Consider the following 14,218-nt stretch of genomic DNA (forward strand, 5'->3'; position numbering starts at 1 on the left):
GGTGTCCGGGGTTACTCTTCCTCTTCGGGAGTCTCCTCGCCAAGCTCCTCCTCGTCGACGCCCTCCTCCAGGCCGCCTTCCTCTTCGAGACCGTCCTCGGGAGCCTCTTCCCCGGTCTCCTCCTCGGCCGGGGGCGCGTCGTCGCAGGCGGCAACGCCGAATGTGGCGAAAGCGGCGATGGCGCCGGCCGCGGTAACCCGGCGGAGGGCGGAGACGGTTTCCTCGGTGACTTCGTTGAGCTGCACTTGCACTCCTGCTTCGTTAGGGGTAGGTCGGCACGGACGCCGCAAAGACGGGCGTGGCGCTCGCAATGCAGCCAACCCCATGAATGGGCACGCCAGGTGAATAGGAAGTTGCCGTGAACCGAGGGGTGTAATTCGACTCCCGAAAAGATTCACACCGAGGCCGATATCGGCGGCCGCGATGGTGACCGGCCCCTGTACTGCGGTGCGGGATGCGGAAGGGGAAGGAGGAGTGGTCGCGCCGGCGGTGACCGGCCGACACGGAGCGGCCGCGGCGAAGCGCCCGGAGTCACACTTTCCCGAATAGTGGGCGGCGAAGGCCGGTCTGCTATGGTTCTCGAAAACCGTCCCTTTTCGTGCTGGTCGTCCATTCTGGTCCGGAAAGCGCGAAAGCTCCGGTCGATCGCGGTCGCAACCACTGGAGGAGGATTTCCCCGGGCCGAGCTGGAATTCGGTGACCGCGACCGGGCCGCTGCACCGGTGCGCCAAGACCGGTGGAGGCCCGGAACAGGCCCGGCCGCCGGCGCGCTCCAGAGCGCGCCGGCGGCCGGGCCCGGCATCGGAGGCGAGAACCTTCGGCGGTACCGACCCTCAGTACCTGGGGAGTCTCGTTATGACTCCGACGCGCTCGAAATCGTAGGCCCGGTTGTTGACCCGGAGGCCGTCGACCGCGCCGACGAAGGGATTGTCCCGGCCCTTGGTGATGCCCAGGCTGTAGGTGATCTCCGCGTCCGGAAGCCGGGTCTTGAGATCGGCGAACGAGCAGGGGCTGGACAGGGTGCAGCCGATCGCCGAGCCCGTCGCTCCGGTGGCGTACCACGCGCTGCCGTCCGCGCCGGCGTCATAGTGCTGCCACACGTTGGGGGCCCGGGTGTCAGGAGCTGACGGACTGTTGGAGCGGTCGGGCAGGTAGACCAGGGTCGAGTAGGTCACGTTCGGGTCCAGACCGGGATTGACCTCAAGGGTGGCACCCGGCAGCGAGACGCCGGACATGCTGTCCATTCCGGTGAATATCCAGTACCGCAGGATGTTGATGTTGCTGAGCCGCAGGCCGGCGAAGTCCGTCTCGTTCCCGAAGTTGATCTTCTCCGTTCCGCTGCCGACGATGATCCCCAGGCTGCCCCTGCCGTAGGGCGGCGACTGGCGGGCCGCGATGTCCTCGACGCTCGTGCGGCCGTACGGGCCGTCCCGGAGTGTGGCGTTCGGCGAGCCCAGGGTGTTGCGTCCGATGACGCCCCACTTGTCGGAGGACAGCGTTGACGCCTCCTCCTGCGCGCTGACCGGTGCGGGCGCGCCCACCGTTATGACAGTCGCCCCCGCAAGGGCGACACTGGACAGAATCCATGCAAGACGCTTTTTGAATTTCATGCGCTCTCCTTCCCGGAAAAGGCACCGCGAAGCCCCCGGCCTCGCACCGTCCAGTAGACCGGAAAAATCGGGCCTAACAGGGGCGCAGAGCAGACTTCCCTGGTGCGGCGATCGCGGATCCGAGCCGGTGATCCCCTGAACGGGATCAGGTGAATCCGAGCGGTCGAGGTTTTGGGATTGTTTTTGCTCGACAAAATCCGCTTGGAAGGGAGTGAAACATCCTATTTGGCGGTATATGAGCGCGGCCTTTCTCGCGGAGTGTTGGCCGCGGCTGCGGTTGTTCGGCTCCACCCGAACGCAGAAAGCCCGGTCGGCGGATTGTCGGCCAAGACCAATCCACCAACCGGGGGTTTCGGGTGCTCTTGTCCGAAAAACCGGATGATCGCCGCGAAAAGGCGCAGTGCGCGCTTTTCGGTGCTATGGGCGCAAAAAGGCCGCCGGTCTCGCGAGTGACACGGGTTCCGCGAGACCGGCGGCAGGGACGGCGGCCCGCCCCGCCCCAGCCACGAAAGCGGGGTGGGCCGCCTTAGGGAGAGGGACCAGCCTGTCAGTGAGCCGCTGAGAACTGGTCCTCTTCGGTGGAACCGGTGAGGGCGGTCGTGGAGGCGTCCGGCGAGATCGCCGTGCTGACCAGGTCGAAGTAGCCGGTGCCGACCTCGCGCTGGTGCCGAGTGGCGGTGTAGCCCTGCTCCTCGGCGGCGAACTCGGCCTCCTGCAGTTCGACGTAGGCGCTCATCCCGCCCTCTGCGTAGCCCTTGGCCAGGTCGAACATCGAGTGGTTCAGCGAGTGGAACCCGGCCAGGGTGATGAACTGGAACTTGTAGCCCATGTGGCCGAGTTCGCGCTGGAACTTGGCGATGGTGGAGTCGTCCAGATGCCGCTTCCAGTTGAACGACGGCGAGCAGTTGTAGGCCAGCATCTGGTCGGGGTGCTGGTCCTTGATCCGCTCGGCGAACTGGCGCGCCACCTCCAGGTCCGGCGTGGAGGTCTCCATCCACAGCAGGTCGGAGTGCGGAGCGTAGGCGAGTCCCCGGGCGACGCAGGCCTCAAGGCCGTTGCGGACCCGGTAGAAACCTTCGGAGGTGCGCTCACCGGTGATGAACGGGCTGTCCTGCTCGTCGACGTCACTGGTGATGAGCGTGGCTGCCTGGCGTCGGTACGCGCGATGACCAGTGAGGGAACACCGGCGACATCGGCGGCCAGCCGCGCCGCGTTCAGCGTCTTGACGTGCTGGCTGGTGGGGATGAGGACCTTGCCGCCCAGGTGGCCGCACTTCTTCTCGGAGGCGAGCTGATCCTCCCAGTGCACACCCGCGGCCCCGGCCGCGATCATGCCCTTCATCAGTTCGAAGGCGTTGAGCACGCCCCCAAAACCGGCCTCGGCGTCGGCGACGATCGGTGCCAGCCAGTGAGGGGCGTCCTCGTCGCCCTCGGACCAGGTGATCTGGTCGGCGCGAAGCAGGGCGTTGTTGATCCGGCGGACCACCTGCGGGACCGAGTTGGCCGGGTACAGGCTCTGGTCGGGGTAGGTGTGGCCGGCCTGGTTGGCGTCGGCCGCGACCTGCCAGCCAGAGAGGTAGATGGCCTTGAGGCCGGCGCGGACCTGCTGGACCGCCTGGTTACCGGTGAGAGCGCCGAGCGAGTTGACGTAGTCCTCGCTGTGCAGCAGCTTCCACAGACGCTCGGCGCCCTGCTTGGCCAGCGTGTACTCCTCGGCGACCGAGCCGCGCAGCCGGATCACGTCTTCGGCGGAGTAGGTGCGCTCAATGCCGGCCCAACGCGGATTGGTCTCCCACTCTCGTTGGAGCGCCGCTGCGGCTTCCTGCTGGCGAGCCTGATGCTCATGGTCTCTTCCCGCCTTCGAAGTTCGTCCCCTGAAAGTTCGCCGACTGGAGAGCCCGCACCATGGGATGCCGGAGCGCCCCGGTGGTTTGTTCCCCGCCGGTAACTACGATTCTTGTCAAAGTTCCAGGGTTTTTCTAGCTGTGACGAGGTGAAGATCTTTGATTCTTTCCTTATGATGAACGCATGGCGTACTTTGGGACTGAAGAAATGCCGTCTTTGCCGGGTGACCTGGATCTCGTCACCTTTGGCCAGAGACTCCGCCACCTGCGTCGCACACGCGGGTTGACCCTCTCTGACCTGGGCGAACGGGTAGGCCGGGCGCCGTCGCAGCTGTCACTGCTGGAGAACGGCAAGCGCGAGCCGAAGCTCTCCCTGCTCACCTCACTCTCCAAGGCGCTCGGCGTCTCGGTCGAGGACCTGCTGTCGCGCCAGCCGCCCAGCCGCCGCGCGCAACTGGAGATCCAGGTGGAGGAGGCCCAGCGCGATCCCGTCTACCAGGCGCTCAGCCTGCCCCACCTGAAGGTCGGCAAGCGCGTGCCCAACGATGTGTTGGAGCACATCGTCGGCCTCTACGACGAACTGAAGCGGCGCACCGCCAAGCCGACCGCCACTCCAGAGGAGGCCCGGCGGGCCAACGCCGAGCTGCGGCAGCAGATGCGCGAGCGCGGCAACTACTTCGAGCACATCGAGAAGGCCGCGCAGGAGACCCTCGACGCGGTGGGCTACACCGGCGGGGCGCTGTCCCAGGGCCAGATCCTCTCGATCGTCACCCACCACGGGTTCACCCTGCGCTACGTGCAGGACCTGCCCCGCTCGGTGCGCTCGGTGACCGATACCCGCAACGGGCGGCTCTTCCTCAAGCGCGAGTCGCTGGGCATGCACAGCCCGCGCACGATCCTGCTGCAGACGCTGGGCCATTTCGTACTCGGCCACGGCCAGCCGCGCGACTACGCCGACTTCCTGCGCCAGCGCGTCGAGGCGAACTACTTCGCCGCTGCCGTGCTGATCCCGCAGTCCACCGCGGTGCCCTACCTCCAGGACGCCAAGAAGGCGCGGGACATATCGGTGGAGGACCTGCGCGATGTCTACTCCGTGTCCTACGAGATGGCCGCGCACCGGTTCACCAACCTCGCCTACCGGCACCTCGACCTGGTCTGCCACTTCATCCGCAACGACGAGACCGGGATCATCTACAAGGCCTACGAGAACGACGGCCTCGTGTTCCCCACTGACGACACCGGAGCCATCGAGGGCCAGCGGATGTGCCGGTACTGGTCGGGGCGTCAGGTCTTCGCCTCCCCGGACCGCTATTCGATCTACTACCAGTACACCGACAAGCCCAATGGCACCCACTGGTGCGTGGCGCACGTGGACCCCAGCCGGGAGCGCAACTTCGCGATCACGCTGGGGGTGCCGTACAAGGAGTCGCGCTGGTTCCGCGGACGCGAGACCACCAACCGGACCAAGTCCAACTGCCCCACGGGTGAGTGCTGCGTGCGCCCTCCCGCGGAGCTCGCGGCCCGTTGGGAGGGCCAAGTGTGGCCGTCGGCCCGCGCGCACTCCCACGTGCTGTCGGCGCTGCCCTCGGGGACGTTCCCGGGTGTGGACGAGACCGACGTGTACACCTTCCTGGAGAGGTACGAGGGGGAGTAGCGATATGCGGACTCCACGTGACCACGGCGAACGCTCCGAGAAGGGCGACCGGTCCGATTGCGGGACGAATCCCCCCACTGTTACCGTTGGTAACATACCGGATGTCGGTTCGCCGCCCCACCCCAGGCGAACCGGGACCACCGCCCCTCGAAGCGCCGCTGAGAGCCCACCGAAGGAAGTACGCACATGAGCGACGGCTCTGCAGAGCCCCCCTCCGGTTTCAGCCTCGAACTGAGCGAGGACATCCGAGATGTCCGGGACTGGGCGCACGGGTTCGCCCGCGACGTCATCCGCCCGGCCGCCGCCGAGTGGGACGAGCGCGAGGAGACCCCGTGGCCCATCCTGCGGGAGGCCGCCAAGATCGAGCTGTACTCGCTGGACTTCTTCGCCAACCAGTGGCTCGAACCCAGCGGCCTGGGCATCCCGGTGGCCTTCGAAGAGCTCTACTGGGGCGACCCCGGCATCGCGCTGTCCATCACCGGAACCGCGCTGGCCGCGGTCTCCGTGGCCGCGAACGGAACCCAGGAGCAGCTCTTCGAGTGGGTGCCGCAGATGTTCGGCAGCTCCGACGACATCAAGCTCGGCGCATTCTGCTCCTCCGAACCCGACGCGGGCAGCGACGTCAGCGCCATCCGCACCCGCGCGGTCTACGACGAGGCCGCGGACGAGTGGGTGCTCAACGGCACCAAGACCTGGGCCACCAATGGCGGGATCGCCGACGTGCATGTCGTGGTCGCCTCCGTCGACCCCGAACTGGGCTCGCGCGGCCAGGCCAGTTTCATCGTGCCGCCGGAGACCCCTGGCCTGTCCCAGGGGCAGAAGTTCGCCAAGCACGGGATCCGCGCCTCGCACACCGCCGAGGTCGTCCTGGACGACGTCCGGGTGCCCGGCCGCTGCCTGGTGGGCGGCAAGGAGAAGCTGGACGAACGGCTCGCCCGGGCGCGTGAGGGGCGCAGCTCCGGAGTCCAGGCGGCGATGAAGACCTTCGAGCGGTCGCGCCCCAGCGTCGGCGCCATGGCCGTCGGCTGCGCCCGCGCGGCCTACGAGTACGCCCGCGACTACTCCGTCCAGCGAGAGCAGTTCGGCCGGCCGATCGGTGACAACCAGGCGGTCGCCTTCACCCTCGCCGACATGGCCACCCGGATCGAGGCCGCCCGCCTGCTCGTCTGGCGCGCCGCCTGGATGGCACGCAACGACAAGGACTTCACCCAGGCCGAGGGATCGATGAGCAAGCTCTACGCCAGCGAGACCGCGACCTGGGTCACCCAGGAGGCCATCCGCCTTCTCGGGGGCAACGGCTACACCCGGGAGTACCCCGTCGAGCGCTGGCACCGCGACGCCACCATCTTCACCATCTTCGAGGGGGCCAGCGAGATCCAGCGTCTGATCATCGGCCGCGCCGTCACCGGCCTGCCGGTGAGGTGACGTTTCCGCGGGCGGAATCGGATCTCGAGGGGCGAGCGCCCTTTGCGCCGCATGACCGCCAGGCAGGCGGGTCCGACTGCGCCGCCGCCCTGCAAAAGAGGCCGTTGCGGAGCGCGAGCGGCGCGTGGGGGCCGACCGCACCTCCACCCTCAGCGCCCGCAATGAACTCGCCGACGCCTTCCGTGTCGCGGACCGGTCCGAAGAGGCAGCGGCGGAGTGCCGGGCGGCCGCGGACACGGCGGGGCCCGGCACTCCGCGGGGAAAGCCGCCTAGTGTGGTCCACATGAGCAGTGCCCCGGGCAACGGAGCCCCCACCGAGCTGACCGTCGCATCCCGCTTCAACGGACCCTCCGCCTCCGCCAACGGCGGCTACATCAGTGGACTGCTGGCTCGCTGTCTGGGCGCGAAGGCGGCCCAGGTAACCCTGCGCATGCCACCGCCGCTGGACAGGCCGCTGAAGGTGGAACAGGCGGTCGACACGCAACTGCGGCTGCTGGACGGTGGCGACCTGGTGGCCGAGGCGGTGCCGGCGCCGGAACCGGACGAGATCGTCGACCCGGTCCCGATCGATCGGGCGGAGGAAGCCCAGCGGCGGTTCCGCGGATGGAGCGGGCATCCGTTCCCGACCTGTTTCACCTGCGGTACCGGTCGCGATCCGGGGGACGGGCTGCGGCTGTTCGCCGGTCCCGTGGCGGACGGTGTGGGAAAGGGCGAGGAGGACACGGTCGCCTGTGTGTGGCGCCCGCACGCCTCCCTGGCCCCCGAAGGGCGGGACACGGTTCCGGAGGAGATCGTGTGGGCGGCCCTGGACTGCCCCGGAGGGTGGTCCAGCGATGTCAGCGGGCGCCCCATGGTGCTGGGCCGGATGTCGGCCGCTGTCTGGCGGACCCCGGTGATCGAGCGCCTGCACGTGATCGTAGGCAGACTGACCGGGACCACGGGCCGCAAGGCGTTCACCGCCAGCACGCTCTACGGCGCCGACGGCGCGGTGCTCGCCGCCGCGCGGGCGACCTGGATCATGATCCAGCGGTGAGCCCCAGCGTGCGAGCGGATTCGTCCGCCGCGCGCTACCGTTTGGCAGTGTGGCCACCGAACCCGCACCGCAACCCCAGCCCGTTCCCCGCCGCCGCAACCCTGAACGGCGGCGGACCATCCTCGACGCCGCCGATGCGGTCATCCAGAGGGACGGCCCGGAGACCTCGATGTCGGCCATCGCAGCCGAGGCCGGAATCAGCAAGCCGATCCTCTACCGCCACTTCGGGGACAAGAGCGGGCTGTACCGGGCGCTCGCGGAACGCCACGTCGACCCGCTGATCGAACGCGTCCGGTCCGAGCTGCACGCGGGAGACGGCCTGAAGCGGCGGGCCCGCGCCACGGTCGGGGCCTACCTGCAGATGATCGGCCGCAACCTCAACCTTTACCGGTTCCTGATGGACCGGGCCACCGCCGAGGATCCGCGGACCCGCGGCGACCTCAGCCTGGTGGTGCGCCGCCTGGGCGAGGAACTGGCCGACACGCTGATCGACGAGGGCTACATCGAGGAGCCGGTCCGCGCGCAGCTCGTGGCGCACGCCGTCGTCGGCATGGTCCAGGCGGCCGGGGAGTGGTGGCTGGAGCATCCGGAGGTCGGCGCCGACGAGGTCATCGAGGATCTGGCCGATGCCGTCGTCGGGGCCATCACAGGGCACCGGAACGCGCTCTCCGCCTGAGCGCGGTTCCCGCCGCCGGTCCGTTCTCGTCGCACTGCGCCCAGGCCGTTCCGTTTACATGCCTTGCTGGCTATATTTCTGTAGTGGAATACTGAGGATGTGGCGGTTGCGTCCAAGGTGCCGCCGAACCGGATCGGCGGCGGGACCCGGAGGAGAGGGGCGATCAGCTATGAAGCCGTACGCGACGATGCGCACCGCGGAGGACGGCCGTGGCCACCTGCGCTTCGAACGCAGCTGCGCCACCCGGTGGAGAAGGTCTGGTACGCCATCACCGAGACCGAGCAGCTGTCCCAGTGGATGCCCGGACGGGTCGAGATCGAACTGGAGGTCGGCGGGAAGGTCCGCTGGAGCTTCCCCGAGGAGGCGTGGGCGCAACCCGACGGCACGGTCACCGCGCTCGACCCGCCCCGGCTCCTGGAGTTCTTCATGCCCGCGGCCGGTGCGGGACTGGACTGGCTCAAGGACGAGACCCTCCGGTTCGAACTGACCCCCGCCCCGGAGGGCTGTCTGCTGGTCTTCACCGACGTGGTCGAGGACCGCGCCGGCGCGGCCAGCTTCGCGGCCGGCTGGCAGGGCTGCCTCGACGTCCTGGCGGCGCTGCTGGGCGGCGGACCCGCCGAGTCGGACGAGGACCCGGCTCGCTATGTCGAACTGTTCGAGGAGTACATGCGAAGTTTCGGCCTGGACGAGGGGACCGCGCAGCCGGGCGCCGACGGGTGGACCGTGCGCTTCGAACGGCAGCTCATGGGGCACGGGGTCGATGAGGTGTGGCGGGCGCTGGCCGGCCAGGAGGACGCGGCGAGCGGCGGCACCGCCGCGGGGGAGCCCGTGGTCGGCGGGCCGCCTCCCCTCGCGATGACCAACGGCTACGTGCCGGCCGGCGCGGTCACGGCGGTCGAGGCGCCGGGCATGCTGGAGTGCGCCTGGGGAGCGGAGGACGGGCCCGCCGGCCGGGTCCGCTGGGAACTCCGGGAAGGTCCCGGCGGTGCGCGCGTCGTGCTGACCCAGACACTGCCCGGCGAAGCGGCGGATGAGCTCCTCACCGCTCTCGCCGCGTGGCACACGCACCTCGAACTGTTCGCCCGGAGTCTGCGGGGCGAGGACGTCTGCCCGTGGCCCGAGGGACGGACCCGGGAGCTGCGCGCGCACTACGAGGCCTCCCTCGCCGCGCGCTGAGCGGGCGGCCGCGGACCGGACGCGAAGGCCCTCGGCGGGGCGTTCCCGCCGAGGGCCGCGCGAGTAAGGCACGGTGCCTCACACATGGTTCGTGCACCGATCGGTTCCGTGCTAGGACCCGCCCGCGCGGGTAGCGGCGCCTTCGCGGTCTCCCGGGCGAACCGCGACGGAGGGAGCACGATGCAGGACTGGCCGCTGTGGTGGAGCGCCGCCGTCATGGGCCTCGCCGCGATGGTCCTGGTGTCCGGAGGCGGGCCGTTCACCCGGCTCGTCGACCGGCTCGCCGACCGCACCGGGCTCGGCGAGACCCTGGCCGGTTTTCTGCTCATCGGCGCGGTCACCTCCCTGCCTGGACTGATCACCAGTGTCAACGGAGCGGCGCAGGGGGAGCCGACGTTCGCGATGACCAACGCGCTCGGCGGCATCGCGGCCCAGACCGTGTTCATCGCGCTGGCGGACGCGTTCTACCGGCGCGCCAACCTCGAACACGCCGCAGCGTCCCTCCCGAACCTGCTCGCCCCGGTCGGGTTGTGCATCATGCTCGGGACCGTGCTGATCGCCGGCGCCGGGCCGCAGGTCACCGTGTTCGGCCTGCACCCGGCCTCCGCGGTGCTCCTCTTCCTCTACTGGTACTGGCTGCGGCTCTCCCGCCATGTGGGCGCGCACCCGATGTGGAAGGTGGAGCGCACCCGGTGGACCCAGCCCGACCAGCCCGAACCCGAGGCGGAAGGGTCCCGGGAATCCATGGCGTCCATGTGGCTGAAGTTCGCCGGCCTGGCGGCGCTGATCGCGACCACCGGCTACGTCGTCGGGGAATCCGGACTCTCCCTGGCGAACCAGACCGGGCTGTCCAGCGGTTTCGTCGGTGCCGTCATCACCGGTGTCATCACCTCCACCCCCGAACTGGTCACCGTGCTCTACGCGGTCCGCATCCGCGCACTCCACCTGGCGATCGGCGACATCGTCGGTGGAAACGGGTTTGACGTGCTGTTCCTGTCCGCCTCCGACGCCGCATACCGCCACGGCTCCCTCTACGGTGCCATGAACCGGGAGGTCCTGCTTTTCGTCGGGATCGGAGTGGTCCTCAACCTGCTCGTCACCGCCGGGCTCATCCGCCGTCAGCGCAGGGGGATCGGGTTCGAGGGCATCGCGATCTTCGCGTTCTACCTCACCGGCATCGCCTTTTTGGCCACCATCGGATGACGGAAGGGCCAGCAGTGACAGGCAGCCTCCATGTTCCCCGTTTGGTCGCGGGCCGCGGCGTGGACGCCGTCCGCCTGCCCGCCCCCGCGCAAGGGCGGTAAGGGCATCAGCGTGCCGTTCGACCGCCCGTTTCAGGACCACACGGGCAGCGTGATGCCGTGCAGACCCTGGTATGAGGCACGGGGCGGTGTGCTCCAGCCGCCGGTCAGTTCGGGGGAGGGGCGGTAGACCTCCACGGCGAGCGGCCGGCACACCTCGACGGGGTCGCGGGCCTCGGGGCCCCAGAACGGGACCGAGAGGTCGCCCGCCGGGCAGGTCGACAGCGCGCACAGCAGGTCCTGCTCGGCGAAGAACTCGAAGAAGTCGCCGGAGCTGGCGGGCGACGGCTTCATGTAGTACCTGTCCTCGTCGTCGAGGCCGGTGACCGTGAAGATGTTCAGCACGTCGTGCACGTCGAACTCGGTGAGGCCGTAGGGCAGCACGGCCCGGACCAGGTTCGAGTGGCAGTGGAAGTCGAAGTCCTCACCGGTGAGGATGCGGTTGACGTAGGGATCGCACCGCGAGCCGAGCAGGTCGTGTACCCGGGCGCCGTCCTCGTCCACCCCGTACCACTCCAGGGAGTCGTTCGTGATCGTCAGCAACGGGCGCAAATACGGCAGGGTCGACCACAACCGGTCGTAGCGGGTCACATGCGCGCCCTGGAGTTGGCGGGTGCGCGAGGCCCACAGGCGCTCCCGGGGATTGTGGCGGTTCCAGACGTTGAAGTCCCCGCACTGAGGCCCTTCCGGGGTGAGCACCCGGCACAGGTGACCGGCGGGCACCTCCCAGGCGCGGCCGGACCGGATCGGGAGCACGAACCGTTCGACGAGATCCCTGCTGCCGGTGTTCTCGGCGAGCCGGTCGTAGAAGTCCTTGCCAACATCGATGACGCTGCTGGCCTTCGGCCGGTACGAAGTCGTTGCTGAACCCATCTCACTCTCCACGTGGTGTGTGCTCAAGGGGGGCGACGCCGTGCGCCCCTGTCTCAGTGCGTGCTTGATGCGGGGCGGCACGCGCTCGACGGAGCCCGTCGAGTACCTGCCGTTCGGAATCCTCCAGATAGAGCAGAAGCACGCCGACGCTCTGCGCCCGGAGCCCCTGCCGCAGCAGCTCGAACAGCTCCCGATCACGGGCGGCCCAGCCCCGCTGGAACCGTTCCTCGTCACAGGACTCCGCCCACGCCAACCGCAGTTGGGCGAGCAGGGTCCGAAAGAACTCGTTGAGCCGGCAGCTGCCCAGGACCGCGATCAGTGCCTGGTGGAACCGCAGACTCGCCGTACCGGCCTCGCGCCACAGCCGCGCCTGCTCGGCACGCTCCTTCGCGGCCACCGCCGTCTCCATGGCGGTGAAACGGCTCTCGTCGGCCACGGCACTCTCCGTGGCAGCCTGCACTTCGAGGACCCGCCGGGTCCGGTAGATGTCGCGCACCTCCGAAGCGGTGAAGGCCTTGACGGATGCCCCTTTGTTCGGCGCCTGGGTCACCAGTCCTTCGGACGTCAGCAGCCGCAGCGCCTCGCGCAGAGTGTTGCGCGAGACGTCCAGTTCGGTGGCGACCGAGGTCTCACGCAGAGCTGCGCCCGGCGACAGAGTCCCCTCCAGGATGCGTCCCCGGAGCACGTCGACCACCCGGTCCGTCGCGCTCAACGCCTCCGCGGGTTCGCTTCCGTCTTGCGTCATGCGTACACGCTAGTCTCTGTTCTGTTCAACAATCAATAGGGGGGTACGGGCTGATTGCCGTGGTGAATACGCGATATCGATTTTTCCAGGGAGGCGTGCGCGAAGATCATGGAAATATTGTTGAACAATCAGGCTTCTCGTTTCGCCGGTGGAGCGGCCCAGCGCCACTCGCTCCGCGGCGCTGCCGGTGCAGCCGGACGGCCTCTCCGGCCGGGCAGGAGTACCGGACGGTGCCCTGGCGCTCGTCTCCCCGGATCGGGGAGGGGGCCGCGGGTACCGGAGGCCGGGCCGCTTCTGCCCCCGGAATCAGGGGTAGCCGAGGGCGTGTCGGGCGGCCTCGGCGAGCCCGTCCGGACCGCGGCGCGCCCAGGCGATGTGCAGGTCGGGCCGGACCAGGATGTAGCCGTCCTCGCCACCCAGCAGGCCGCGCAGCGCTCCGGTGGGGTCCTGGTGGGCTCCCGGGCCGATCCTGAGGGTGTCCTTGACGGGCGGATCGGCGCTGAACCGGCGCTCGTGGGCGATGTCGAGCAGAACCGGCCGGTTCGGTAGCAGGTCGTACAGCCGGACCTCCGGGCCGCCGGAGGAGCGCAGCGCCGGGTTCGGCAGCCGCCTCCCCGAGGAGCGCTCGGTGGGGGACAAGAGGGGAGACGCACCGTAACCACGGTCGATCATCGCCATATTCCGCAGGGATCTCCGGCGGCTGCGGGGCAGAGCCTGGCCCAGGCGCATCAGCTGGATCATCCCCTCGCGGACGAACCGGGGAGCCTGGACCCCCATCCGGGCGAACCGGTTGACGTAGCGCGACACGCGCCCCACAGCGTCGCGGCGCTCCACATCGTAGGAGGCGAGCAGGCGTTCGAGGTCCCCGCCGCGCACGGCGTGGGCCAGCTTCCAGGCGAGGTTGTGCGCGTCCTGGATCCCCGTGTTCATGCCCTGGCCCATGGCCGGCGGGAAGATGTGCGCGGCGTCTCCGGCGAGCAGCACGCGGCCGACACGGAAGCGCGGACTCGTGCGCCGCTGGAACCGGAACCGGCTCGCCCACAGCACCTGCGCTGACCCCTCTCCCAGGACTCGGCGGCGCTGCGGTGCACCTCCTCCTCGGAGACATCGCCGTCCTGCCTCGGGTCGTCGGCTTCGAGGCGGACGATCCGCCAGTGCCGGGGCGCCAGGCGCTGGGTCGAGGTGATGGTGGACCGGTCGTTCGATGTCCTGGGCCAGGGGAGCGAGTCGCGCCCGTCCGTCACGTGTATGTCGGCCAGCGTGGCCCGCACCGGTAGCGTCACCCCCTCGAAGGGCAGGCCGAGCGCCTTGCGGACAAAGCTGCCCCCTCCGTCGCAGCCGACGGCGAACTCGGCGTCGAGCACGCGCTGCGCCCCTTCCTCCCGGACGGTCAGTCGCACGCCGCCGTCTCCGGGAACCAGCCTCACGACCTCCGAGTCGAAACGGAGGTCGCACAGGCCGGTCTCGCGAACCGCCTCCAGCAGCACCCTCTCGGTCCGCCCCTGCTCCAGGAACAGGATGCCGGGGCGGTCGGCCTCGGTTTCGAGTTCGGAGAACTCGAAGGACAGCAAAGGGCGCCGGCCGGTGGCCGCGCGGTAGAGCGGTAGCGACCGGACCAGCACACCGGCGTCGAGGAGCGGCTGCTCGGTATCCCACTGCCGGAAGATCTCCCGGCTGCGCAGGTGGATCGCCGGAGCCTTGGAGCGGTCACTGGTCGCCGCCTTCCGCTCCAGGAGAATCGAGCGCATCCCCTGGCGGGCCAACCCGAGCGCCAAGGAGAGCCCGACAGGGCCGCCGCCCACGATCGCGACGGGGGCGGGCGGGAGCGTGCCAAGGGTGGAGTCCATGAACGAGAAGGTAGGTGAAGTTTCCTTATCTGTAA

Annotated in this window: 12 protein-coding genes and 1 pseudogene; 6 read left to right on the forward strand and 7 right to left on the reverse strand. The window is 69.2% G+C overall.

Going from position 1 to position 14,218, the window contains the following annotated elements; all coding sequences use genetic code 11:
- Positions 1-11 precede the first annotated feature (11 nt).
- The 3 genes and pseudogenes from VS93_RS01230 to aceA form a co-directional block, all read right to left on the reverse strand.
- Positions 12-245, reverse strand: coding sequence for a hypothetical protein (locus VS93_RS01230; protein WP_046468172.1), 234 nt, complete (start codon positions 243-245; stop codon positions 12-14).
- A 588-nt stretch (positions 246-833) separates the two neighbouring features.
- Positions 834-1,610, reverse strand: coding sequence for a hypothetical protein (locus VS93_RS01235; protein WP_046468173.1), 777 nt, complete (start codon positions 1,608-1,610; stop codon positions 834-836).
- Positions 1,611-2,157: 547 nt separating this feature from the next.
- Positions 2,158-3,443: pseudogene (aceA, locus tag VS93_RS01240) on the reverse strand (isocitrate lyase); the annotation flags it as partial.
- Between the two features lie 227 nt (positions 3,444-3,670).
- Here aceA and VS93_RS01245 point away from each other — a divergent pair.
- The 6 genes from VS93_RS01245 to VS93_RS01270 all read left to right on the forward strand — a co-directional run bounded on the left by VS93_RS01245 (position 3,671) and on the right by VS93_RS01270 (position 10,620).
- Positions 3,671-5,107: a helix-turn-helix transcriptional regulator gene (locus VS93_RS01245; protein ID WP_046468260.1), complete on the forward strand. Its 1,437-nt coding sequence runs from the start codon at positions 3,671-3,673 to the stop codon at positions 5,105-5,107.
- Positions 5,108-5,293: 186 nt separating this feature from the next.
- Positions 5,294-6,532: an acyl-CoA dehydrogenase family protein gene (locus VS93_RS01250; protein ID WP_046468174.1), complete on the forward strand. Its 1,239-nt coding sequence runs from the start codon at positions 5,294-5,296 to the stop codon at positions 6,530-6,532.
- A 283-nt stretch (positions 6,533-6,815) separates the two neighbouring features.
- The gene (locus VS93_RS01255) at positions 6,816-7,565 is read left to right on the forward strand and encodes a hypothetical protein (protein WP_046468261.1); all 750 of its coding nucleotides are present in this window, start codon (positions 6,816-6,818) and stop codon (positions 7,563-7,565) included.
- A gap of 49 nt (positions 7,566-7,614) precedes the next feature.
- On the forward strand, positions 7,615-8,241 hold the full coding sequence (locus VS93_RS01260) for a TetR/AcrR family transcriptional regulator (protein ID WP_046468175.1): 627 nt from the start codon (positions 7,615-7,617) through the stop codon (positions 8,239-8,241).
- 99 nt (positions 8,242-8,340) lie between these two features.
- The gene (locus VS93_RS01265) at positions 8,341-9,417 is read left to right on the forward strand and encodes an SRPBCC domain-containing protein (RefSeq protein WP_082126537.1); all 1,077 of its coding nucleotides are present in this window, start codon (positions 8,341-8,343) and stop codon (positions 9,415-9,417) included.
- A gap of 180 nt (positions 9,418-9,597) precedes the next feature.
- Positions 9,598-10,620, forward strand: a complete 1,023-nt coding sequence (locus VS93_RS01270; RefSeq protein ID WP_046468176.1) for a sodium:calcium antiporter — start codon at positions 9,598-9,600, stop codon at positions 10,618-10,620.
- A 131-nt stretch (positions 10,621-10,751) separates the two neighbouring features.
- On the opposite strand, the gene VS93_RS01275 is transcribed toward VS93_RS01270, so the two are convergent.
- The 4 genes from VS93_RS01275 to VS93_RS32385 all read right to left on the reverse strand — a co-directional run bounded on the left by VS93_RS01275 (position 10,752) and on the right by VS93_RS32385 (position 14,183).
- A complete protein-coding gene (locus VS93_RS01275) occupies positions 10,752-11,591 on the reverse strand; it encodes an urea carboxylase-associated family protein (RefSeq protein WP_046468177.1) in 840 nt (279 codons plus the stop codon).
- Between the two features lies 1 nt (position 11,592).
- Positions 11,593-12,336, reverse strand: coding sequence for a GntR family transcriptional regulator (locus VS93_RS01280; RefSeq protein WP_046468178.1), 744 nt, complete (start codon positions 12,334-12,336; stop codon positions 11,593-11,595).
- A 306-nt stretch (positions 12,337-12,642) separates the two neighbouring features.
- The gene (locus VS93_RS32380; protein ID WP_269082783.1) at positions 12,643-13,380 is read right to left on the reverse strand and encodes an FAD-dependent monooxygenase; all 738 of its coding nucleotides are present in this window, start codon (positions 13,378-13,380) and stop codon (positions 12,643-12,645) included.
- A complete protein-coding gene (locus tag VS93_RS32385) occupies positions 13,263-14,183 on the reverse strand; it encodes an FAD-dependent oxidoreductase (RefSeq protein WP_052745443.1) in 921 nt (306 codons plus the stop codon). The genes VS93_RS32380 and VS93_RS32385 overlap by 118 nt, the downstream gene beginning before the upstream one ends.
- Positions 14,184-14,218 lie beyond the last annotated feature (35 nt).

Source organism: Allosalinactinospora lopnorensis (assembly GCF_000981225.1).
Taxonomy (GTDB): domain Bacteria; phylum Actinomycetota; class Actinomycetes; order Streptosporangiales; family Streptosporangiaceae; genus Allosalinactinospora; species Allosalinactinospora lopnorensis.

Bases quoted from the DNA above. Each gene is read 5' to 3' on its own strand.
- VS93_RS01235 (WP_046468173.1), bottom strand. From the start codon at position 1,610: ATGAAATTCAAAAAGCGTCTTGCATGGATTCTGTCCAGTGTCGCCCTT.
- VS93_RS01250 (WP_046468174.1), top strand. From the start codon at position 5,294: ATGAGCGACGGCTCTGCAGAGCCCCCCTCCGGTTTCAGCCTCGAACTG.
- VS93_RS01255 (WP_046468261.1), top strand. From the start codon at position 6,816: ATGAGCAGTGCCCCGGGCAACGGAGCCCCCACCGAGCTGACCGTCGCA.
- VS93_RS01270 (WP_046468176.1), top strand. From the start codon at position 9,598: ATGCAGGACTGGCCGCTGTGGTGGAGCGCCGCCGTCATGGGCCTCGCC.
- VS93_RS01275 (WP_046468177.1), bottom strand. From the start codon at position 11,591: ATGGGTTCAGCAACGACTTCGTACCGGCCGAAGGCCAGCAGCGTCATC.
- VS93_RS01280 (WP_046468178.1), bottom strand. From the start codon at position 12,336: ATGACGCAAGACGGAAGCGAACCCGCGGAGGCGTTGAGCGCGACGGAC.
- VS93_RS32385 (WP_052745443.1), bottom strand. From the start codon at position 14,183: ATGGACTCCACCCTTGGCACGCTCCCGCCCGCCCCCGTCGCGATCGTG.